This window comes from Edaphobacter sp. 12200R-103, from assembly GCF_010093025.1.
In the GTDB taxonomy this organism is placed as follows: domain Bacteria; phylum Acidobacteriota; class Terriglobia; order Terriglobales; family Acidobacteriaceae; genus Edaphobacter.
Map to the genome: position 1 here is coordinate 1,919,152 of NZ_CP048114.1, position 20,407 is coordinate 1,939,558.

At 58.1% G+C, this 20,407-nt stretch carries 23 protein-coding genes; 14 read left to right on the plus strand and 9 right to left on the minus strand.

Translation table 11 applies throughout. The features are described 5' to 3' along the window. Positions 1-71 precede the first annotated feature (71 nt). The 8 genes from GWR55_RS07965 (at position 72) to GWR55_RS08000 (ending at position 7,428) form a co-directional block, all read left to right on the plus strand. On the plus strand, positions 72-1,313 hold the full coding sequence (locus GWR55_RS07965; protein WP_162401790.1) for an efflux RND transporter periplasmic adaptor subunit: 1,242 nt from the start codon (positions 72-74) through the stop codon (positions 1,311-1,313). Between the two features lie 3 nt (positions 1,314-1,316). Continuing rightward, complete coding sequence (locus GWR55_RS07970; RefSeq protein WP_162401791.1) at positions 1,317-2,297, plus strand: lipopolysaccharide assembly protein LapB; 981 nt, start codon at positions 1,317-1,319, stop codon at positions 2,295-2,297. A gap of 53 nt (positions 2,298-2,350) precedes the next feature. Beyond that, positions 2,351-3,682 (plus strand): TolC family protein, encoded by a 1,332-nt coding sequence (locus GWR55_RS07975; protein ID WP_162401792.1) that lies wholly within the window; start codon positions 2,351-2,353, stop codon positions 3,680-3,682. Beyond that, positions 3,679-3,993, plus strand: coding sequence for a hypothetical protein (locus tag GWR55_RS07980; protein WP_162401793.1), 315 nt, complete (start codon positions 3,679-3,681; stop codon positions 3,991-3,993). The genes GWR55_RS07975 and GWR55_RS07980 overlap by 4 nt, the downstream gene beginning before the upstream one ends. A 68-nt stretch (positions 3,994-4,061) precedes the next feature. After that, entirely contained in the window at positions 4,062-5,540 is a 1,479-nt protein-coding gene (gene hpnJ / locus GWR55_RS07985; RefSeq protein WP_162401794.1) for a hopanoid biosynthesis associated radical SAM protein HpnJ, read from the plus strand. A 128-nt stretch (positions 5,541-5,668) separates the two neighbouring features. Beyond that, positions 5,669-6,376 carry a hypothetical protein gene (locus tag GWR55_RS07990; RefSeq protein ID WP_162401795.1) on the plus strand — a complete coding sequence of 236 codons (708 nt, stop codon included), beginning with the start codon at positions 5,669-5,671 and terminating at the stop codon, positions 6,374-6,376. A gap of 222 nt (positions 6,377-6,598) precedes the next feature. Beyond that, positions 6,599-7,039: an EamA family transporter gene (locus tag GWR55_RS07995; RefSeq protein WP_162401796.1), complete on the plus strand. Its 441-nt coding sequence runs from the start codon at positions 6,599-6,601 to the stop codon at positions 7,037-7,039. Then, positions 7,039-7,428: an EamA family transporter gene (locus GWR55_RS08000; protein WP_162401797.1), complete on the plus strand. Its 390-nt coding sequence runs from the start codon at positions 7,039-7,041 to the stop codon at positions 7,426-7,428. Before GWR55_RS07995 ends, GWR55_RS08000 begins: the two co-directional genes overlap by 1 nt. 14 nt (positions 7,429-7,442) lie before the next feature. Here the strand turns inward: GWR55_RS08000 and hpnE are convergent, their stop codons facing one another. From hpnE to GWR55_RS08020, 4 genes are read right to left on the minus strand one after another with little or no spacing between them, the layout of a single operon-like run. Continuing rightward, positions 7,443-8,885, minus strand: coding sequence for a hydroxysqualene dehydroxylase HpnE (gene hpnE, locus GWR55_RS08005; protein WP_238398715.1), 1,443 nt, complete (start codon positions 8,883-8,885; stop codon positions 7,443-7,445). After that, entirely contained in the window at positions 8,831-9,736 is a 906-nt protein-coding gene (locus GWR55_RS08010; protein WP_162401798.1) for a phytoene/squalene synthase family protein, read from the minus strand. The genes hpnE and GWR55_RS08010 overlap by 55 nt, the downstream gene beginning before the upstream one ends. Further along, on the minus strand, positions 9,733-10,674 hold the full coding sequence (gene hpnC, locus GWR55_RS08015) for a squalene synthase HpnC (protein ID WP_162401799.1): 942 nt from the start codon (positions 10,672-10,674) through the stop codon (positions 9,733-9,735). The genes GWR55_RS08010 and hpnC overlap by 4 nt, the downstream gene beginning before the upstream one ends. Continuing rightward, complete coding sequence (locus GWR55_RS08020; RefSeq protein ID WP_238398716.1) at positions 10,671-11,738, minus strand: zinc-binding dehydrogenase; 1,068 nt, start codon at positions 11,736-11,738, stop codon at positions 10,671-10,673. The genes hpnC and GWR55_RS08020 overlap by 4 nt, the downstream gene beginning before the upstream one ends. A 116-nt stretch (positions 11,739-11,854) precedes the next feature. On the opposite strand from GWR55_RS08020, the gene GWR55_RS08025 reads away from it, so the two are divergent. Next, on the plus strand, positions 11,855-12,634 hold the full coding sequence (locus GWR55_RS08025; RefSeq protein ID WP_162401800.1) for an ABC transporter permease: 780 nt from the start codon (positions 11,855-11,857) through the stop codon (positions 12,632-12,634). Positions 12,635-12,643: 9 nt separating this feature from the next. Then, entirely contained in the window at positions 12,644-13,483 is an 840-nt protein-coding gene (locus GWR55_RS08030; protein ID WP_162401801.1) for an ABC transporter ATP-binding protein, read from the plus strand. A gap of 131 nt (positions 13,484-13,614) precedes the next feature. Here GWR55_RS08030 and GWR55_RS08035 read toward each other — a convergent pair whose 3' ends face one another. Further along, on the minus strand, positions 13,615-14,253 hold the full coding sequence (locus GWR55_RS08035; protein ID WP_162401802.1) for a flavin reductase family protein: 639 nt from the start codon (positions 14,251-14,253) through the stop codon (positions 13,615-13,617). A 119-nt stretch (positions 14,254-14,372) separates the two neighbouring features. Continuing rightward, the gene (locus GWR55_RS08040) at positions 14,373-15,677 is read right to left on the minus strand and encodes an MFS transporter (RefSeq protein ID WP_162401803.1); all 1,305 of its coding nucleotides are present in this window, start codon (positions 15,675-15,677) and stop codon (positions 14,373-14,375) included. A 197-nt stretch (positions 15,678-15,874) separates the two neighbouring features. Here GWR55_RS08040 and GWR55_RS08045 point away from each other — a divergent pair, with 197 nt between their 5' ends. After that, a complete protein-coding gene (locus GWR55_RS08045) occupies positions 15,875-16,459 on the plus strand; it encodes a YceI family protein (protein ID WP_162401804.1) in 585 nt (194 codons plus the stop codon). Positions 16,460-16,536: 77 nt separating this feature from the next. On the opposite strand, the gene GWR55_RS08050 is transcribed toward GWR55_RS08045, so the two are convergent. Both GWR55_RS08050 and GWR55_RS08055 read right to left on the minus strand, forming a co-directional pair. Beyond that, complete coding sequence (locus tag GWR55_RS08050) at positions 16,537-17,322, minus strand: response regulator transcription factor (protein WP_162401805.1); 786 nt, start codon at positions 17,320-17,322, stop codon at positions 16,537-16,539. Between the two features lie 4 nt (positions 17,323-17,326). Next, complete coding sequence (locus tag GWR55_RS08055) at positions 17,327-17,653, minus strand: PilZ domain-containing protein (protein WP_202925595.1); 327 nt, start codon at positions 17,651-17,653, stop codon at positions 17,327-17,329. A gap of 301 nt (positions 17,654-17,954) precedes the next feature. Between GWR55_RS08055 and rpsP the strand changes: the two genes are divergently transcribed. The 3 genes from rpsP (at position 17,955) to rimM (ending at position 19,404) form a co-directional block, all read left to right on the plus strand. Further along, positions 17,955-18,206 carry a 30S ribosomal protein S16 gene (rpsP, locus tag GWR55_RS08060; protein ID WP_162401806.1) on the plus strand — a complete coding sequence of 84 codons (252 nt, stop codon included), beginning with the start codon at positions 17,955-17,957 and terminating at the stop codon, positions 18,204-18,206. Positions 18,207-18,478: 272 nt separating this feature from the next. After that, positions 18,479-18,775, plus strand: a complete 297-nt coding sequence (locus GWR55_RS08065) for a KH domain-containing protein (protein WP_202925596.1) — start codon at positions 18,479-18,481, stop codon at positions 18,773-18,775. 41 nt (positions 18,776-18,816) lie between these two features. Beyond that, positions 18,817-19,404, plus strand: a complete 588-nt coding sequence (rimM, locus tag GWR55_RS08070) for a ribosome maturation factor RimM (protein ID WP_162401807.1) — start codon at positions 18,817-18,819, stop codon at positions 19,402-19,404. On the opposite strand, the gene GWR55_RS08075 is transcribed toward rimM, so the two are convergent. Then, on the minus strand, positions 19,401-20,261 hold the full coding sequence (locus GWR55_RS08075; RefSeq protein ID WP_162401808.1) for a hypothetical protein: 861 nt from the start codon (positions 20,259-20,261) through the stop codon (positions 19,401-19,403). The genes rimM and GWR55_RS08075 overlap by 4 nt on opposite strands. Positions 20,262-20,407: the final 146 nt, after the last annotated feature.

Below are 20,407 nucleotides of genomic sequence, written 5' to 3' on the forward strand. Positions count from 1 at the left end.
GTTCCCGGAGCAGAAGTAATTTAGACGCATCGCCTTAGGCGGAAGAGCGTCTTATATACTGACCCTTTGGCATGCCGACCATTGAGACAAGACGGCTTAACCCTTACGCGCTGGCGGGGATCATTCTCGGGCTGGTGGCGCTTGCGGTCTTTGGAATTCGATTTGTCACACGCGACGTCGTTGAGGTTCGCGCCGCTCCTGTGACCCATCAGAACCTGGTCAGCACCGTTCCAACCAATGGACGGGCAGAGCCGATCGAGCCTTTTCAGGCCCATGCTCAGGTTCCCGGCGTGGTGGAAAAGATCTACGTCCATGTTGGCGACAAAGTGAAAAAAGGCGATCTTCTGCTGAAGATGCAGGATGCGGATGCCGTCTCGCGGCTGGCCACGGCAAAGTCAAGCCTAAGCAGCGCCCAGGCGACACTACATGATCTGCAGCAGGGTGGAACGCAGGAAGAACGGCTCTCCATGGAAGCTGACCTGGCGCGTGCCCAGCAGCAGGAAGGCCAGGCGCAGAAGAGTCTTGCGGCGCTCCAGCAGCTACAGCAGAAGGGCGCTGCTTCAACCAGTGAGGTCGCAGCAGCGGAACAGCGTCTGCAGACTGCGACGACCACCCTTAAAAATATTCAACAGCGGCAGACAGACCGCTATAGTGCAACAGACAAGAGCAAGGTGCAGGCACAGGTGAACGGTGCCCGCGCTGCTGTAGCCGCCGCTCAGAGCACTTATGGCAATGCCAACATTCGCACCCCGATCGCCGGCACGGTGTACTCAATTCCGGTCACTGACTACGACTTTGTCAACGCAGGCGAACCCTTGATGGATGTCGCCGATCTCAGACACCTCCAGGTGCGTGCTTACTTCGACGAGCCGGAGATTGGAAAACTGGCGGTCGGTCAAGCAGTCAAGATCCACTGGGACGCCAGGCCGAACCGAGTCTGGCACGGACACATCAGTCGTGCTCCTTCCACTGTCATCGCCTACGGCACCCGAAACGTCGGAGAATGCCTGATTACGGTGGACGACGCTCAGGAAGATCTGCTGCCGAATACCAATGTCACGGTTACAGTGACCGTCTCCCAGCGATTCAACGTACTGAGCGTGCCGCGTGAAGCTCTTCACACGGAAGGCGGCGACTACTGGGTCTACCGGATTGTGCAGGGCAAACTGGTGCGGACGTCAGTGCAGGTCGGCGTGACTAATCTGACACGGGTGGAGATTCTCAGCGGGCTGACGGAAAAGGATGTTGTGGCGCTGAATGCCACCAGCAACCGGGATCTGTCGAACGGTCTTGCCGTAAAGATCGTCGAATAGCCTATGGTTATTCCTTTCCCATCGCGTCTTTGGCGCCTGCTGTTTCTGCTGGCCATCGCCCTTACCCTGACGTCGTCGGTGGCGCAGGCCGATACGGCTGAAGCCGAAACCTCCCTGAAGCGAGGCCACGTCGATGAAGCCGCTGCGATGCTGAAGCAGATCTTGAAAAAGGATCCACATCTTGCCTACGCACATCAGCTTCTGTGTCGCGTCTACTACTCGGAAGACAGGGCTGACGCGGCGGTTACGGAATGCGAACGATCGGTCAGCGATGATCCATCCAGAAGCGACTCGGAGGTGTGGTTGGGGCGCGCCTACGGGATGAAGGCCTCCCAGATCAACATGCTGAGCGCCTTCGTTGTGGCCCGCAAGGTGGCCGCATCCTTCGAGCGCGCCGTGGAGCTTGACCCGTCCAATGTGCAGGCGATGAGTGATCTTGGCCAATTTTATGTGGCTGCTCCGGCCATCGTCGGAGGAGGGCTGGACAAGGCTCAAGCGCTCGCGCCCCGGCTGATGGCACTCTCCCCGGCGAAGGGCCACCGCCTGCTGGGAATGATTGCGCAGAAGAAGAAGGATGCCGCGACCGCGGAGGCGGAGTTCAAAGAGGCTGCGGCTGTGGGCAAAAGTCCCGACGCCTGGGTGGATCTGGCGCAGTTCTATCAGCAGCAGGAGCAGCCAGATAAAGCCGTGACGGCGCTTGAGGCCAGTGTTCAGGCCAATCGCATGAAGAATAACTCGCTGGTCGATGTCGCCAGTATCCTGACTGATCTTCATCGCCGGCCAGACCTCGCCGAAAAAGCTCTCCGCGATTATCTTGCATCTCCGGCCAAGACAGATGAGGCTCCTGCCTTCAAAGTCCACCTGCAACTAGGAGATATTCTTAAGAAGCGCGGCGATACGGAGGGAGCAAAGCGCGAGTATGCTGCTGCTCTCGGACTTGCCTCGAGCTTTGGCCCTGCGCGCAAGGCAGCGGAGGGCGCCTGAGGCGCAGACGATACGATGGTTTACATGCATATGGCTGGAGCTTTCCTGGACGCATGACTCTTCTACGACGTCTTTTGATTACCGTGGCATGCGCCTCCCTGGCATCGACTCCGGCCATCGGCCAGATCTCCTTTACAACTGCGATCGACCTTGCCCTGAAGAACAGCCCGAAGGTCCAGATGGCCCAGGCCGAGGTCGATAAGGCTCTAGCAGTCCTCTCCGAGACCAAGGATGTCTATATCCCCACCTTCAGTGTGGGATCGGGGCTGGGCTACACCTACGGCTTTCCATTCGGCGCTCCGTCACTGTTTAACGTCACCGTCCAGTCGCTATTGTTCGACCAGTCGCAACGTAACTACGTCCGCGCCGCACGCGAAGGAGTCAATGCCGCCAACCACAACCTGAACGATGTGCGGCAGCAGGTGATGGAAGACGCCGCTACGACCTACCTGACCCTCGATGCCGATCTCGAGCGCATTCAGGCCTCAGGAGAAGAGTCCGGCTTCGCGGATAATCTTACGAAGATCGTCGAACAGCGCCTGCAGGCAGGACAGGACACCCAGATAGAACTGACGCGCGCGAAGCTGACGGCGGCGAATCTACAGTTGCGCCGTATCCAGCTGGAGGATGACGCGGACGACCAGCGCAATCACCTGTCGCACCTCACCGGGCTCCCGGCCGAAGGCCTGACAACCGACCACGCCAGCATCCCGGTCATACCGGCGATCGACAACGCCGCCATCAAAGACTCTTCCCTGCCCGAATCGATCAAGGGAGCCTATTCGACGGCGCACTCCAAGCTTCAATCGGCCTTTGGAGATGCGCGAAAGATGTATCGGCCGCAGATAGGGCTTGGCATACAGTACAGCCGTCTGGCCAGCTTCAACAACTACCAGGACTACTACCGCCCAGGAAGCTTTACCAACTTCAATAACCTGCAGGTAGGCCTGCAGTTCACGCTTCCGCTGCTGGACTACACCCGGCGCGCCAAAGCCCGTGAATCTCTGGCGGAGGCCCGGCGCAGCCTGCGCGAGGCCGATCAATCCCGCGACCAGTTCCTCGAAGGCCGCTACAAGACCAGCCATGCTATCCGCGAGCTACAGGCGCGGACACAGGTCGCTTCCCTTCAGCGGGAACTGGCGCTGAACCAGATCGACGTGGTGCAGATCCAGCTCCGCGAGAGTGCCAGCGGCGCACAGCCCGTAACTCCGAAGGACGCCGAAAATGCCAGGATCCAGGAGCGCGCCCGTTACCTCGATCTGCTGGATACAGATCTTCAGCTTCACCAGATGCAGATTAACCTGATGCGATCGACCGGAAGACTTGAGGACTGGTTGAAGTCCCTCTCGCAGTCACCCGCGTCTGGCGCATCCAACCTGAGATGAACTGGAAGGCGATTCTCGGTGCAATCGTCATATTGTTGCTGGTCGCAACTGCCGTGGGAATGATCCGGGACTCCCGCATCGACTCCGATTTTCCTTCTCTGCGGGCGAAAGCATCGGAGGCAGAGGTCCGTCGCATCATGGGCAATCCCAGGACGATTCAGAGCCCGTGCGACGCCTATGGCACCTCCGTAAGCCCTGACTGCAATCACGTCTTTATCTATCGATCGATCTTTTACCCTGTTCGCGGCAAGTACTGGCTCGTTTTTTTCAATGAAAACAATCAGGTTACGGCCACTTCCAGTGAGCAGTAATCAGCAAGGGAACCAGCGAAACACGTTCCCCCAGGGCGGTTACCGAATGGTAAAATTACCCTAAGATCATGCCGCTCAAGACACTGTTTCTAAACCCGCCCTCCTTTGAGAACTTTGACGGTGGAGCCAGTTCCCGCTGGCCCGCTACCCGCGAGATCGAATCCTACTGGTACCCGGTGTGGCTGGCTTATCCCGCTGGAATGCTCGAGGGGTCGCGGCTGCTCGATGCTCCTCCGCACCACATCAGTGCCGAGGAAACTATTGAGATTGCAAAGGGATACGAGTTCCTCGTCCTGTTTACCTCAACGGTAGGCTGGTCAGGTGACCATGCTTTGGCTCAGGCCATCAAGAAGGTGAATCCGTCCATCCGGATCGCCTTTGTCGGTCCACCAGTGACAACGGATCCTGACCGCGCCCTGAACGAGTGCAGCGTCATCGATTTTGTCTGCCGCCGCGAGTTCGATTTTTCCGTCGTCGAGTACGCCAATGGCAAACCCCTCAATGAGATCCTCGGCATCAGCTATCGCGATGCGAGCGGCACAATCCAGCACAACCCCGACCGTCCGCAGGTCGAAGACCTGGACGCGATGCCGTGGGCTACCAAGATCTACAAGCGCGACATGGACGTCACAAAGTACAACGTGCCGTTCCTTTTGCACCCCTACATCGCGCTCTACTCTACACGCGGATGCCCGGCACAATGCACCTTCTGCCTCTGGCCACAGACGCTCTCGGGGCACGCCTGGCGCAAGCGCTCCAGCGACGACGTCGCGGCCGAGATGAAGTGGGCCAAGGAGAACTTCCCCGAGGTCAAAGAGTTCTTCTTCGACGACGATACCTTCAACATCCAGAAGGCCCGCACCATCGAGCTCTGCTCCAAACTGAAGCCGCTCGGTATCACCTGGTCCTGCACCTCGCGCGTCACTACCGACCGCGAGACCCTGAAAGCCATGAAGGAAGCTGGCTGCCGCCTGCTGATCGTGGGCTTCGAATCAGGCGATCCACAGATCCTTAAGAACATCAAGAAGGGCGCCACCGTCGAGCGCGCACGCGACTTCGTGAAGGACTGCCACGACCTCGGGCTCGTTATTCACGCCGACTTCATTCTTGGTCTTCCGGGTGAGACCAAGGAGTCCATCCGTAATACGATCAACTTCGCCAAGACGCTGGATTGCGAGACGATCCAGGTTTCCGTCGCACACGCCTACCCTGGCACCGAGTTTTATGACTTCGCTAAAAAGGGCGGCTTCATCACCAACGAGCAGATGGAGGATGGAGGCGGCCACCAGATGGCGCACATCGAGTATCCGGGACTTCCCACCGAGTACGTGATGGAGCAGGTGCACCGCTTCTACGACGAGTACTACTTCCGTCCGAAGGCGGCGTTCCGCGTAGTGTGGAAGGCGATCGTCAACCGCGATGTCCCACGCTTGTACGTCGAGGCTAAGAGCTACATGAAGCTGCGCAAGGAACGTTACGCCGCGGCTCGCGCCAAGGCCGAGGAGAAGGCGCTGAAGCAGCAGGAATCCGTAAGTATGAATGCGTAGAACTTAAGCAAACATTTTTTCCCAATGAGCGACCCAGCCTGGGTCGCTCATTTTCATTCAGGAGCCACCGTTCCCTGCAGGCCGTATACTTGGTCCGCAGCTAGTTCTTACCGTTGAAAGGAACACCTATGCGCTCCTTCTCTCGCTATGCCGCGCTCGCCTCCATCGCCTGTACCTTGATGGCGGGCAGTCTCCTCGCACAGGAAGGCAATGAAACCAATCGCAAGATCTCTGGCGGCGGCATCACCGTGCCGGGCTGGCAGGGCAAAGTGGATGACTCCGCCTCCAAGGCAGGCGAAACCGTCAACGATGCCAAGCTGTCGCAGGAGGGCAAAACCCTGCATGTGACCACTGGCCCCGCTATCACATACTGGAATCCCAAAAACGTAGCGAAAGGTGACTACACCGTCTCGGCAACCTTCACCGAACCGAAGTTTATGAACCTGAATACCCATCCGCATCCTTATGGAATCGTCATCGCAGGCAACAGCATGGGGACCGACCAGCAGAGCTACATCTACTGCGCGGCGTATGGTAACGGCAACTTTATCGTTCGCGGCTTTGGGCCTGAGGCATTCCAGTTGAATGGGCGACGCGAGGCGAACGACGCGGTCCACAAGGCAGCCGGCCCGGGCCAACCAGTGACCCAGGAGATTGCAATGCAGGTGAAAGGCGACAAGGTCTCCTGCATCATCAACGGAACCCCGGTGAAGACCTTTGAAAAGTCTGAACTGGTCACGGCAGGCAAGCTCAAATCGACCGACGGGGTCTACGGGATCCGCTTCGCACACAATACCGACGCTACCGTAAGCAACCTGAAGATAACCAAACCTTAATTGCACTCTGAAGCAGAGCCATACCGCCCTGACCTAAAGATGGAGGCCTTCTCCTTGCGGCCTCCATCCCCTCGCGAGAAAATGCATCGAATGCGTCGATCTAAGCTGCGAGGCATCCTCCCCTTCCTTTCCTCCCGACGTATAAAGCCTCGCGTTTGGTACTCTTAAGTTCAGAACTGCGTGTCGTCTCCACAAGGAGATGCGTGCGGTAAGTTTTCTCGCATGAAGCACGCTCTCAAGCCGTCCCAGTACCTGATTCTGGTAGCAGTCATGCTCACCGCCTCCATAGGCGATACCCTTCTGTCTCGCGGCATGGCCCAGGTAGGCGCGGTCGACCTTCATCACCTGCACTTGCTGTGGAAGGCGCTCTTCAATCCCTTCGTCATTTCGGGCATCGTGTTGCTGATAGGATTTTTTGCCAGCTACATGACGGCGCTGAGCTGGGCTGACCTGACCTTCGTGATGCCTGCTACCGCCTTCGGTTACGTCGTTATAGCGCTGATGAGCCGGTTCTGGCTGCATGAACATCTTTCCATCTATCGCTGGACAGGCATTGTCCTGATCGTATGCGCCGTGGGCTTCGTGGCGGGAGGGCCATCGCGCACAGAGCATGAACCCGATCATCATGAGCTGGATGTGATGGACTCCGGAGTCGGACGCTGATGAAGACCGCAACCGTATTCCAGACATGGAGCGCCATCGGCGGCGTAGCCGCGCTTGCCGTGCTGGGAGAGGTCTTGATCGCAGCGGCGATGCGCCAGCTCGGCGATCTGGACAGAATCCGCGAGAAAAGCGGCCTGCCCGGCGCCATTCGAGCAGTGTTGTCAAGTCCCATGTTCCTTGCGGGAGCGCTGTGCATGGCGCTGAACTTCTTCGGCATGCTCTATGCACTCTCCATCGTCGATCTCTCGCTGGCAGCCCCCGCGATCGCCTCACTCACCTACGTCGGCAATGCCATTGCAGCGAAGCTCTTCCTGCATGAGAATGTCGACCGACGACGATGGCTGGCGGTCCTGTTTGTCTGCGTGGGTGTTGTTCTGATCTCGCGATAATCTCTCTGCGGACACTAAAGATACTGCATCAGGCCGGTTGCCGGTAGCTCCGGGGACATGAATCTCTGGTGCTCTCCCATGACTGCACCGGCGGCAAGTCTTCCGCTGCGCACAGCTCCCTCCATCGTCGAAGGCCACTCGGTCCGGGTCCAGTCTCCCGCAAGAAAGAGGCCCGGCCAGGGGGTCGCCTGAGGCAGACGATACTGATCAAGGCCTGGTGTCACGGAGAATGTCGCGCGAGCTTCCTTGAGGACTCCTGTCTTGATCAATGTTGCCTGCTTTGCTGCCGGGAAGAATCGCTCGAACTCCGCCAGCGCGGAGGAGAGTATCTCTTCCCTGCCCATCTGCAGCTCAGGCCATGAAGCGCTGATCACAAGCTCACAGTATTCGCCTCGTTCCTTGCTCCAGCGGCGAATGCGCGACTTTGTAAACAGCCACTGAATCCTCGTATCGAGGAGCACGGCATGGTCCAGCCCGGTCACCTCGCGGTCGTACCAGAGGTGGATGGTCGTAATAGGAGACGGAGTCAGAGCATCGAAGGCCGCATCAAGGCGAGCACGGTCATCTTCCGCAGCAGGCAGCGTATTCAAAAGCGTGCGCGTCTGCTTAAAGTCTGTCGCGAGCACGACAGCATCGGCAATATGGCTCTCGCCTGCGGCACGAACGCTCCATCGGCCGTCAGCGGTCTGCTGGAGCGACTCGAGACCTGTCTTCAGCCTAAGATCCACTCCCGCTTGAGATGCCAGTGAGGCGATGGGAGCGAAAAAATCGCTCAGCGGAGAGGCGGGTATCCCAAGGCGTCCAGCTTCAGGGGACCGCAAAAAGGACTCGTGGAAGACCTTGCCTGCATACTTCACCGAACATCGATCGAAGGTGTCGTTAAGAGCTCCGACGACAACCGGCTCCCAGAAGTGCCGGATCGCGCGATCGGTCTGGCCGGTACGCTTCAGCCACGAGGCAAAACTCTCCGAATCGTCCTGTGGAAAACCGTGCAGAAACCGCAGGAGCCCGGATGCGATGCCCGTCTTGTCCACGAGTCGAAGCATGGGAGCCTGCAGAAAGCTCATCGCACGGTGCATTGGAGCCGGAAGACTCCCCGAACGCAGCGCGCTGCGATTTCCGTTCGGCTCCAGAAAGATCAGCTCGTCATACCAGCGGAGAGCGTCGGCCATGCCAGCCTGCTGGGCGAGATCGAGGAGGTTTGTGCAGCAACCCACCACGACATGCTGCGAGTCAATCGTCTCATCGAGCGAGGGATGTTCGTACGAATAAGCCCGGCCACCGATATAAGGACGCCGCTCGAACAACTTGACCTCCGCACCCGCCCCGGATAGAGCCACAGCAGCGGAGAGGCCCGCAAGTCCCGCACCAATCACAATGACTTCGCTGTGCAATGGCTGACTCATCGCCGGCCTCGATTTGCGAATGACATCGCTGCTCCCCGGCCCAGGATCCATAGCTTTTCTCCCGTGGAAACGCTGATGCGCCGCGAAAAGACATCGCCGTTTGCTGAACGGATTCTTCCAAGCAACCGATGATAGATCTCTACCAAGACCCACAGAGCCGCCCTGCTGTCCGCATCAATCAGTGGCAACAGTTGGTCCGCCGACTGATAATAGCGTTCCGCACGTGCGGCAAGATCAGTCAGCATCGCACGTGCTTCCACAGAGAGGCGCGCTCCCGCAACCAGCGCATTCACAGACTCAACCGAAAGCCCGTGTTCGCGCAGCATATCGAGGGGAAGATAGATGCGACTTCGCTCGGCATCCTCCTTCACATCACGAAGAATATTTGTCAGCTGAAAAGCGACGCCGGTCTCTTCGGCCAGCCTCTCTGCACGCGGATCGCTGTAACCGAAGATGCGGATGCAGACCAACCCCACGACCGACGCAACCAGGTAGCAGTAGCGGTACAGTTCTTCAAACGTCGCATAGGTCTGCACCTGTCCTGCATGGGGCGGTTGCTGTTCAAGATCCATCGTCGTTCCCTGCACCAGTTCTTCAAGTAACTGGTCGGGGATGAGAAACCGCTTCTGCGCATCGTTCAGTGCAACAAAGACCGGATCTTCGGTAGGTGCGCCTGCACGAGACTGACGCCATTGCCCGACCCACTGGGCCATCACGTTGCGGCGCTGTTCGATCGGCATCGACTCGTCATCGGCGATATCGTCTGCCCGGCGCATAAAGGCGTACACCGCGCACATCGCATCGCTCTTATACTGCGGAAGCACCCGGAAGGAGTAGTAGAAGTTCTTGGCCTCACGCTTTGCAATCTCCCGACAGGCCGCATACGCCTCAGCGATGGTCACCAGGAAATCCTCGAACGGAGTTTCTCGAAGAGCGAGCCAATCAGCAGACTTACCTTTTTGCTCTTGGAGACCACAGGCCGGCCGCGCAGGACATCGTACTCCTGCGCCGCGATGCCACTGAGGATGGCATCGCCACCCTTGCGAAACAGGTTGAGCGTCACAGCCAGGTCACGGTCGACGTGCCGCGTGATCTCGCCTCCTTCGGCGAGCATGGCGCGGGTCCTGGTGACCAGGTCACGAATCATCGCACCAAACTCCGGCGTAAAGATGCGGCCTTCGATCTGTCCCTCATCGATGTGAAATCGGTCCATCCACTCGGCTGGAATATAGCGGCGGCCGCGTTCCTTGTCCTCCACCACATCCTGCCAGAAGTTCGCTAGCTGGAGTGCGGTGCAAATCTTATCCGAGAGCAGGGCAATAGACTCTTCGCGGTATCCGCAGACCAGAAGCACAAGCCTGCCTACGGGATTGGCGGAGTAATGCGAGTAATCGAGCAGTTCCTGCCAGGTCTCATACTCGGTCTTCACCTGGTCCATACGAAACGCGATCAGCAGGTCGTGAAAGAGCTGGCGTGGAAGTTCGCAGGCGACGATGGTCTCACGCAAGGCTACGAAAACCGGATGCATCGAGCGCTCCGGAGTGTCGTAGCACTCATCGAGCATGGAACCCCACGCGTCCAGCAGACGCATCGCTACGAGGGGATCATCGACCTCGTCTCCCAGGTCGTCCGCCACACGGCAATACGAGTAAATACTATCGAAATGCCTGCGCGCGTGTGGCGGCACAAACATGCTCGCCACATGGAAGTTTTCGTAGTGCAGACGGGTAAGCTCACGGCACCAGGACTGCGCCTCTTCAAGGCTCGGGCGCGTCAAAGGGGTCAGATATTGGTGGGGCGCTCCCAGCAGAGCATGCTCTGCCGTGCTCTGCTGGTTCACCGGGGCGCTCCTTCAGGAAAGACGGCCGTCTTGATATCGCGCGATCCTCCATTACGCGACAACATACGCGAGAAGAGGCCCGGGACCTCGTCCAGCCTGACGCGGGCGGTGATCGCCTCGGCACAGTGAAAGCGCCCGCTGGTGATCAGGTTGAAGGCAGTGCGGCAGGTCGCAGGGGTATGGTGGAAGCTGGCTTTCAAGGTGATGTCGCCATAGTGCAGCCGGTTAGTATCCAGCGCAACGCTGGTTCCGCTGGGAGGACCGCCAAAGAAGTTGACCACCCCCCCCTTGCGCACCATATCCACGGCCCACACCCAGGTGTCCGGCGTGGCAACCGCCTCAATCACCGAATCGGCGCCGCGGCCCTGGCCCGTCAGTCCCCTCGTCGCCGCAACGACATCATCCACCTCTGTCGTCTGGACGACGTGCGCAGCGCCAAAGAGCTTCGCGGTCGCTACCTGGTCATCGCGCTTCACCACTGCGATCACTTCCATGCCGGAGATCTGAGCCACATGCATAAACATCAGCCCAATAGGGCCGGCTCCGATGACCACCATCGTGTCGCCTGGAGTAGCTCCCGTCTCTTCGAATCCCCGGACAACGCACGCCAGGGGCTCCGTCAACGCAGCATATTCAAAGGGAACGCCCTCGGGTACCAGCAGAGTATTTTTCTGGACGATTCGCGCCGGCACACGGATGTATTCGGCATAGGCGCCATTGTTGAACAGCAAATCTTCGCAGAGATTCTGCTGGTCATGAAGACAAAAGAAGCAGCGGTCACAGGGGGCGGAGTTCAGGGCGACAACCCGGTCCCCCACACGAAAGTTTGTTACGCCCCGACCAATCTCCGAAACGATACCGGCGACCTCATGACCAAAGGGGATCGGAGGCTTGAGCATCATCGCGTGGTATCCCCGGCGATACACCTTCAGGTCGGTTCCACAGGTCAGCGCGGCGCCCACCCGGACGACGATCTCGCCCTCGCCGGCGCGAGGTGTCTCAATCCGTTCCAGGCGCAGATCTTCCTTCCCGTAGAGAACCGCCGCGATCATCTCACACTCCATCCTTACTATCTTCTCATCTCGCCGGGCTTCCTTCTATCCCCCATTAAGAAGTCTCCCGAGAGATGCAATCGCAGCCGACCGGCCGCGCATCTGATAGTCTGAGCCACAGATAAGAAATGCCTTTCGTCTCTCCAGAGGACTTTGCCAAGCAAAAGGTCGCAGCCGTCCAGGAGTACTCTATCCTCTCCTGGCAGGCGGTTTCTGCGATCTTTTCGCGCCCGCGCTACTGGGCCGATATCTATACCCAGATGGACTCCATCGGGGTGGGCTCCATGCCGATTATCGTGCTGACGGGCTTCTTTACCGGCTGCGTGTTGGCCCTGCAGTCGGCAACCTCGCTCAAGGCCTTCGGGGCCATCAGCATGACAGGTAACCTGGTCGCCCTTTCGATGGTCAAGGAGCTGGGGCCGGTGCTGACCGGACTGATGGTCTCCGGAAGAAACGCCGCCGGAATGGCCTCCGAGCTCGGGTCCATGAAGGTGACCGAACAGATCGACGCCATGCGGGCCCTCGGGACCGATCCGGTCCGCAAACTGGTGACGCCACGCCTCTACGCCACTATTTTTATGCTCTTCTTCTTGACCATCGTGGCGGACGCCGTGGGGATCGCAGGCGGTGCCCTGGTCAGTGTCACCTTACTTGGATTGAACGCCTCATCCTACTTCCATGCCTCCTACCGGGCTCTGGAGTACGCCGACGTCGTCCAGGGGCTGACAAAACCCCTCTTCTCTGCCTTTATCATCGCAACCGTGGGCTGTTACTTCGGGATGAGCACGAAGGGCGGAACCCAGGGTGTAGGGCGTTCCACCACACAGGCCGTCGTTTTCTCTTCGGTCTTCATCATCATCGTAGACTTCCTCGTCAGCCGTGCCATGATCGGCATCTTCGGCAGGTAGGAGGTATTTATGGCCGAACAGCTCGTCCATGAGGGTCTTCAATCGGCTGCACCCGGCGAACAAGGTTCCGTCGTCGTCTTTGAAGATGTCTCCATCGCCTTCGACCTTAAAACCGTCCTGGACGACATCTCCTTCTCGGTCGACCACGGCGAGACGCGCATCATTCTTGGACCAGCGGGCGGTGGCAAGTCGGTGTTAATGAAGCTGGCAAACGGTCTTCTGCGGCCGGACTCCGGCAAGATCCGTGTCTTCGGCCAGGAAGTCAGCTCTATGCCGGAGCGAGATCTCTTCAAACTGAGGGCGAGGATCGGCATGGTTTTCCAGGAATCGGCCCTCTTCGATTCTCTCTCGGTCGAAGACAATGTCGCCTACCGGCTGCACGAAGAACATGTTCCGGAGGAAGAGGCCTACAAGCGTGTCGTGGAAGCTTTGAAGTTTGTCGAGTTGGAACAGGCCATCGACAAGTTCCCGCCGGAACTCTCGGGCGGCATGCGACGGCGCGTCTCCATCGCCCGCGCCATCATCTCCCGGCCAGATCTCATCCTCTATGACTCCCCCACCGGCGGCCTCGACCCGATCACCTCGACCACCATCGTTGAACTGGTCATGAAACAGCGCGACGTCAGCCACACAACCTCGCTCATGATCACGCATCGCCTGCAGGATGCCTTCACGCTCGCCATGAACCGCTTCAATCCACAGACAGGGAAGATGGAGCCGATCCCAAATGGAGGGGTGGACGAGAGCACGAAGTTCCTGGTCCTCAACGAAGGCAAGATCGTCTTCGACGGAACCACCCACGAGCTGGTCCACTCCACGGATCCCTGGCTGCGCCAATATCTGTCATGAGACGACGCCCGGGTATTCACGTATCCGATCGCAATTGCCACCGTCCCGAACGGCAAATCCTTCGACTACGCACGGGCGCTCCCGCTCAGGATGACCCCCCAGGTATATCGACTTGCCTCTGCGAATGCGTCCTACTCCTGCTTCTTCTGCCACGCTGAATAAGGAATACGCGGGATCGTAAGGAAGCTGTCGCGCGTCCGGACATACGATCCCAGCCCATTCATGCGCCCGATTGCATGCAGTTGCTCGGCATGAATATAGGGTCCTGCAGGATCGACGTAACGATCTTCAACATAGATCGAGACCACACGTCCCAGAATAATGCGCGACCGGCCAATCTCCAGCGTAGTATGCTCCCGGCACTCCAGTGCAGCGTGCGCAGAGGCGATTCGAGGCACCTTTACAACCGCCGATGGCGCTGACTCAAGGTTTGCCATCTCCAGCTCCGAAACGCCCGCGGGAAAATCCGTCGCGCAGATATTCATCTGCTGGGCAATATCTTCGGTCACGACATTGATCACAAACTCGCCCGACCGGCCGATATTGCGTGCCGTATCTTTGTGAATGGGTTCTTCGGAGGATCGGTTTGCCACCCCGATACCCACGATGGGCGGATCGGTGCAGAGATAGTTGTAGGCGCTGAAGGGAGCAGCGTTCAAGGTCCCATCTTCCTCCATCGTCGTAATCAGCGCAACGGGACGCGGAGCTACCAGCCCGATCAGCAGGTTGTAAATCTCACGCGGCTTGGCGGTCTCAAGATCAAACTTCACGAATCAAATCCCCTCTCCCAACTACACTCTCCCGCCAGCTTACTTCAGCGGAGCCGGGAGTGTCCCACACGGCGCAGGGCGGATCTTCCCCAGGAATTTGCGCATTCGCGATGCTCCCATCAACGACGGTTGGTTGTGGTTTCAGAGGCAAGCGAGGACTGCTCCATCCGGGTCCAGTCTTCGCCACGCGCCTCCCGCCCCAGACCAGTAATGATCGCAATGGCAAATGCCCCGATCACCACCGTCCAGGACATCACCAGATTGAGTGGACCACCGGAGAAATACTGCGCCAGCTTCGCCTGAAAGACCCCGTTCCGTGAAGAGATGAGATTGCCGAGCTGGTAGGTAAATCCTGGAAAGACGGCCCGCACCGGGGACGGTGAAAGCTCGTTTAGATGAGCCGGAATCACCCCGAAGGCGCCCTGCACGGCAAATTGCATCAGGAATCCACCCAGCGCCAGCAGAGGAACCGTGTGGGACCAGGCCCAGAGAGGAATCATAGGGATGGAGGCGAGCGCGGCGATGATGATCATCCGTTTGCGCCCAAACTTTTCTGAAAGCGCGCCGCAGGTGATGCCTCCCAGCATCGCCCCGATGTTTGAAACCACCACGATGAAACCCACCCGGCTGGGATCGAGGCCGTGATCCTTCTCGAGCAGCGTCGGATACAGATCCTGCGTTCCATGGCTGAACGAGTTGAAGGCGGTCATCAGCGCCACAAGGAAGAGGAATGTCGGCAGATATTGCACAATCTGCCGCAGTTCGATGCGCACCGACTTCTTTCCTTCTGATCTCCTGCGCTGAGCGGCCTCCAGCCAGGTAGGAGATTCCTCCACCTTGAACTGCATGTAGAAGGCCAGTAGAGCCGGCAGGGCGCCGATCATGAACATGACCCGCCAGCCGGTCATCATCCCTGTTCCGTGCAGGTGCGGAAAGAGGGTGCCATAAAGCGCTGCGGCCAGCAGATTGCCGACGACGTATCCCTCCTGCAGGAGACCGGAAAAGAAACCGCGCCTGCCGGCAGGCATGGACTCCAGCGCGAGCGCGGCGCCCACACCCCACTCTCCTCCCATGGCGATGCCGAACAGCGCCCGGCAGATCATGAAGACCTGGAGAGTCGGGGCGAACGCCGAAGCCAGCTCAAAGATCGAAAACGAGATGATGTTGACGATCAGGGTCGGCCGCCTGCCATATCTCTCTGCAAGAACCCCGAAGATCAACGCGCCGAGCGGTCGCATCACCAGCGTCCAGAAGATAGCCTCGGCGATCTTCGGAATCCCGACATGGAATTCCGCCGCAATCGCCTTCAGGCAAACGGTCAGAAGAAAGAAGTCAAACGCATCCAGCGTCCAGCCCATAAAGCACGCTGCGAAGGTGCTTCTCTGGGTGGAGGTTAGCGACCTGAACTCCGCGCGAAAACCCATATCGCGAGATGCTAGCATCCAGCCTCAGACCTGTCTTGCATTTCTCGAAGCCGGGGAATCTGCAAAGATTTCTGTGGCGCAACCTCCGTGCTGACGGCTACATTCAGAAGAACCGTCGCCTTAACGAGATTCGCCATCGGCCTCTCGAGAACGCACGCATCGCAGTCGTACATCTTTATCGGAAAGAGGACCCCCGTATGCGCAATCGCTCGCTGATGGCCATGGCTCTCGGTCTTGCCGCAATGGCCTGCGCTGGAGCCCAGGCCCAAACCTCCACCTGGAATATCGATCCCGCCCACTCGAGCATCAACTTCACGGTCCGCCACATGGGCGTCTCCAACGTCCACGGCTCGATCAACAACGTTAAGGGAACCGTTGTCTATGACGAGCAGGACATCACCAAGTCTTCCGTGCAGGCGACCGCGGACACCTCGACCGTCAACACCAATGTTGAGAGACGTGACCAGGATTTGAAGTCCGCAAAATATTTCGACGTGGCTCAGTTCCCGCAGCTCAGCTTCAAATCGACCTCGGTGTCGAAGTCTGACGGTAAGCTGACCCTGACAGGAGAGCTGACGCTGCACGGCGTGACCAAAGCCGTGACCCTCGACCTCGACGGCCCCGCACCGCCACAGACCGATAAGAGCGGGAAGACCCGCAGCGGATTTTCAGCCTCCGGCGTGCTGAAACGGACGGACTTTGGCGTTGGCACAGGAACTCCAGGCGTTGTCGTGGGTGATGAAGTGAAGTATTCGATCGACGTGGAGATCGACAAACAGTAGCGCAGGGTTTCTCAAAAAGAAGAGGAGGCCTGAGTGGCCTCCTCTTCTTTTTGGATCAGATTTTGCTGGCGTACCGGCTACATCTTGGCCCGGAGCGGCTGCATGGGCTGCACCTGTACTGTCGCCAGGCTCTCAATCTCCTTCGCGTAATGCTTCAGGAGTTCGTGATGCAGGCAGTAAAGCGCCAGTTCCAGACGGTCCGAGACACCGAGCTTGTCGTATATCTTGCGAAGGTAGTTCTTGATAACCTGCTCCGTGGTTCCGATCTGGTAGGCAATCTCCTTATTGCGCATGCCACGAGTGATGCAGCTGATGATGGCAAGCTCTTTCTTTGAAAGCTTGGGCTGCACCTTCGGATCGGTCAAGGTCGCGGCCTGGGAGCGATAGGCTTCGATCACCCAGCTGATAGAACGGTTGTCGATCCACGTCTCACCCTCCGCGATCTTGCGAACGCACTTCACCAACAGATCAGGAGAGATGGATCGCGGAACCACCCCGCGCACCCCACGGCGGTAGAGTTCCACGGTGTTGGACTCATCGGTTTCCGTCACCTGTACGATCAGCTTGGCGTCAGGTGCGCGTCGTACCAGCTCGGGAATGGCATCGACCGTTCCTGAGATCAGTTGGCCTTCAAGAAGGACGACGTCCGTCGGATAGCGCTGCAGCGCAGCATAAAGATTGCCCAGGGTTTCTACCTGCGCCACCACCCGGATATCATCTTCCAGGGCGAAGATCTTGCGCATTCCTACGCGGTAGATCGCCTGCGAGTCGGCGAGGATGACTCGAATCCCGCCAACGGATTCAGCATCGTCAATATTATTGTCGTCTTCATCCCGTGAGGGATCGAAAGTAACAACTGTCATAGGATCAAGCCTTTAGGAAATATTCATCAATTACGGCCGCTGCTTTGCTTGTATTGTCCTGCTGAAAGCATCGGACCACCCGGCCTACACAATGGATCTTCACGTCTGTCGTCGACCCCATCACAGCGGCCGGCATAGCGATCGTAAACTCGATCCTGCTATTAAGTTCAAGTATATGTTCACTTACAAACAGCAACCCGTTCGCCGAGATGTTCTCCGTCACCGCATGGAGTTCACCTCTCGGGGTCTGAATCTGTAAGGGGAGCTTCATGGGAAATCGTACCGCCGTACGAACCGGATTCTCTTCTTTGAGTTTCATCCAATACCCCATGAAACCTCCTTTCTACCCTGTGCAGTGGTAACGTTCTAGATACCTTTTACACAGAAGTCTACATCACAAAGTAACCTGGCAATTTTTTTTTATACTCCACTTTCTGGTTATGTCCCTCTTTGGGAATACAGGGAATATCGCCTCCTTGCAGGGGGCGGAGCAGGGGTTCTGCCATTGCGAAATCCAGCGTTTTCGGCCATACTTAGTTGTTGGGTTCTGCCGTTTTCAATCAAGTGCAGAGAATGGACGGCCTGCCGTTTTCCCAAGAACACTCCCGTATGGAAAGGTTTTTCTCGTGTTAATGATCCGTTTGGCGCGCGTTGGAGCGCGTAAGCAGCCCCACTATCGCGTCGTTGTTATTGAAAAGGATCGTGCTCGCAACGGTCGCTCCATCGAGGTGGTTGGCACCTATAACCCGCGCACCAATCCGGCCAGCGTCGACTTCAAGCGTGATCGCATCGATTACTGGACAAGCAAGGGAGCGCAGCTCTCCGACCGTGTCCAGAAGCTTCTGGCGAGCGTTCCTGCCGTCGAATCGGCTCCCGCCGCCTGAGTTACCATTCGCAGTCTTTGGGAATGCCGGGGTAGTTCCCAAAGATTTGCTAATGCTGAAGGTTCCTCCTGCTCCTATTCCGGAGCTCCTCACGTAGACTTCAGGTATTGCGATTCCCGATAGCTCGGGTATCCCATAGGTACACTTATGGGCTGTACTCGGGCCTATCGAATGACCGCGGCTACGCTCGTGCAGTACATCCCTGAGATCTCGCAATAGACGAGGCAACGGTAGAGCAGCAGCCCACATTGTGATTCCCCAGGAGGTGTGTCATGACCCAGACCCAGCAGAGGGCGGGCGAAAATAATGGCGTGACGAATATGGTCGAACTGATTGGCGATATCGCGCGTGCCTTGGTTGACTTGCCGGACAGCGTCGCCGTCGAGTCCTTCGATGAAGAAGACTCTACCGTCATCCGGCTTCGCGTCGCTCCCACCGATATCGGAAAAGTCATCGGAAAGCAAGGAAGAACCGCACGATCGATGCGCACCATCCTTTCAGCGGCCAGCATGAAGCTGAAGCACCGCTTTGCGCTCGATATCGTCGAAGAGCAGTCGCAGCAATCCTGAGAAATCCCGCCTCCCCGCCTCAGGCCATTTATCCTTTTTCTATGCTGGAGAGTTTATCTTCGTGGGTCGTACTCGCCCATCTGCTTCGTCCGCAGGGACGCAAGGGAGAGTTGCTGGCTGAGCTGCTGACCGATTTTCCCGATCGCCTCGCTGGGCGGAAAGGTCTTTTCCTGACCGATCCAGAAGCCTCTAACCATCAGGAGCCCCGCGCCGTTGAGGTCCTCTCGGCATGGCTTCCCGTCGGTCGAAATCGCGGCCGGATCGTACTTCAGTTTGCCGGAATCGAAAGCATCTCCGCAGCAGAAACCATGGCCGGTCTCGATCTGGTGGTGTGCGAAGAAGATCGTATTCCCATCGAAGAAGGCTCTGCGTATGTCAGCGATCTTGTCGGATGTAAACTTTTCGATAACTCAGTAACCATAGGAGTGGTTACTGATGTTCAGTTTCTGACAGCCCCGGATGGGGCGAGACTTGACGAGGCGGCTCCCCTGCTGGTCATCGAGGCTCTAGATCACTCTGAGATTTTGATCCCATTTGTCAAGGCCTTCATCCAACAGATCGATCTTCCCGGCCGGAAGCTCCTCATGAACCTGCCGGCCGGACTGATCGATGTTAATCGCCAGGGTTAGAAGCGGTACCCGAATCCGAGCGAGATAATGGGATAGACCGGAACGCTGCTCAGGGTATTGTTGATGTCCCGAATCTCGTCCCTGAGACTCTGCTGCGCCTCTTCTTCATCTTCGAAGTTGAAGCATCCATCCTGCTGGCATGCCCTTCCGGAAAGGCTGACGTCAATCTTCGGAGATCCGGTGAACGCGACTCCGAACTCCAGGGGCACGGCGATGTGACGGTGCTGTCCCGGAAGAATATTGCGGAAACCTGCCGTCAGCATGGGAGAGACCCGCCGTGGAAAGACCAGGCTGGCATTGCCGTGGACTGGATCATCCACACTATTGACGAAGTTCTCATCGCCGAGCGTAAACTGCGCGCCCGCCGGGACGTGCGAAGGCGCATTGACGTGGTTGTTCGCGTACAGGATTCCAGGGCTGATGTGGAAGTTCCTGTGACGCGGGAACCAGTCAAGGCGCAGGTTGCCGGAGCGCAGCATGATGCGGGAATCGTAGTGCAGGCCGTCCACATCGAACTCGTACCCGAACGATGTCATGTTGGCTCCGCCACGCACGTCGAAACGCCGGGCGATCGGAGTCGATACTTCAAAGCCCGCACCAAGCGAGTTGGCCATCGCATCGAGGCGCCAGGACCGAAATGGACCGGCCTCCGTGGTAGGAGCTGGCCCCCCGGTGTTTGCCGACGGAACCGACCTGACGGAGTCCGCCGCAGCCACAGACGGGAAGAGCTCTGCGGTGCGGTTTTCTGCAAGATCGACCGATGCAGCGGCCGTAGAGCTGCTGGAATACTGCTGTATGGTTCCTGTTGTCTCCTGCGCGTGAAGCGCGGGTGTTGCGGCAGGAACCAGGAACAGCATGGCTGCCGCGAGGATGACCTGGGAGAGTCCGCGGCGTTTGAACCTCTGTGACGTGCATGTTGTCGTGGTTGTATTTACCCTGAAGCTCTGAACTGAAGCTTCCTGATCCGTTTGTGCAGTTCGCTTAGAGAAGGCCTGATAGATCC

What these genes read in the sequence shown, in the direction of transcription:
- GWR55_RS07965 (WP_162401790.1), top strand. Translation starts at nt 72, where the DNA reads ATGCCGACCATTGAGACAAGACGGCTTAACCCTTACGCGCTGGCGGGG.
- GWR55_RS07970 (WP_162401791.1), top strand. Translation starts at nt 1,317, where the DNA reads ATGGTTATTCCTTTCCCATCGCGTCTTTGGCGCCTGCTGTTTCTGCTG.
- GWR55_RS07975 (WP_162401792.1), top strand. Translation starts at nt 2,351, where the DNA reads ATGACTCTTCTACGACGTCTTTTGATTACCGTGGCATGCGCCTCCCTG.
- GWR55_RS07980 (WP_162401793.1), top strand. Translation starts at nt 3,679, where the DNA reads ATGAACTGGAAGGCGATTCTCGGTGCAATCGTCATATTGTTGCTGGTC.
- hpnJ (WP_162401794.1), top strand. Translation starts at nt 4,062, where the DNA reads ATGCCGCTCAAGACACTGTTTCTAAACCCGCCCTCCTTTGAGAACTTT.
- GWR55_RS07990 (WP_162401795.1), top strand. Translation starts at nt 5,669, where the DNA reads ATGCGCTCCTTCTCTCGCTATGCCGCGCTCGCCTCCATCGCCTGTACC.
- GWR55_RS07995 (WP_162401796.1), top strand. Translation starts at nt 6,599, where the DNA reads ATGAAGCACGCTCTCAAGCCGTCCCAGTACCTGATTCTGGTAGCAGTC.
- GWR55_RS08000 (WP_162401797.1), top strand. Translation starts at nt 7,039, where the DNA reads ATGAAGACCGCAACCGTATTCCAGACATGGAGCGCCATCGGCGGCGTA.
- hpnE (WP_238398715.1), bottom strand. Translation starts at nt 8,885, where the DNA reads ATGGATCCTGGGCCGGGGAGCAGCGATGTCATTCGCAAATCGAGGCCG.
- GWR55_RS08020 (WP_238398716.1), bottom strand. Translation starts at nt 11,738, where the DNA reads ATGGAGTGTGAGATGATCGCGGCGGTTCTCTACGGGAAGGAAGATCTG.
- GWR55_RS08025 (WP_162401800.1), top strand. Translation starts at nt 11,855, where the DNA reads ATGCCTTTCGTCTCTCCAGAGGACTTTGCCAAGCAAAAGGTCGCAGCC.
- GWR55_RS08030 (WP_162401801.1), top strand. Translation starts at nt 12,644, where the DNA reads ATGGCCGAACAGCTCGTCCATGAGGGTCTTCAATCGGCTGCACCCGGC.
- GWR55_RS08040 (WP_162401803.1), bottom strand. Translation starts at nt 15,677, where the DNA reads ATGGGTTTTCGCGCGGAGTTCAGGTCGCTAACCTCCACCCAGAGAAGC.
- GWR55_RS08045 (WP_162401804.1), top strand. Translation starts at nt 15,875, where the DNA reads ATGCGCAATCGCTCGCTGATGGCCATGGCTCTCGGTCTTGCCGCAATG.
- GWR55_RS08050 (WP_162401805.1), bottom strand. Translation starts at nt 17,322, where the DNA reads ATGACAGTTGTTACTTTCGATCCCTCACGGGATGAAGACGACAATAAT.
- GWR55_RS08055 (WP_202925595.1), bottom strand. Translation starts at nt 17,653, where the DNA reads ATGGGGTATTGGATGAAACTCAAAGAAGAGAATCCGGTTCGTACGGCG.
- rpsP (WP_162401806.1), top strand. Translation starts at nt 17,955, where the DNA reads ATGATCCGTTTGGCGCGCGTTGGAGCGCGTAAGCAGCCCCACTATCGC.
- GWR55_RS08065 (WP_202925596.1), top strand. Translation starts at nt 18,479, where the DNA reads ATGACCCAGACCCAGCAGAGGGCGGGCGAAAATAATGGCGTGACGAAT.
- rimM (WP_162401807.1), top strand. Translation starts at nt 18,817, where the DNA reads ATGCTGGAGAGTTTATCTTCGTGGGTCGTACTCGCCCATCTGCTTCGT.
- GWR55_RS08075 (WP_162401808.1), bottom strand. Translation starts at nt 20,261, where the DNA reads ATGCTGTTCCTGGTTCCTGCCGCAACACCCGCGCTTCACGCGCAGGAG.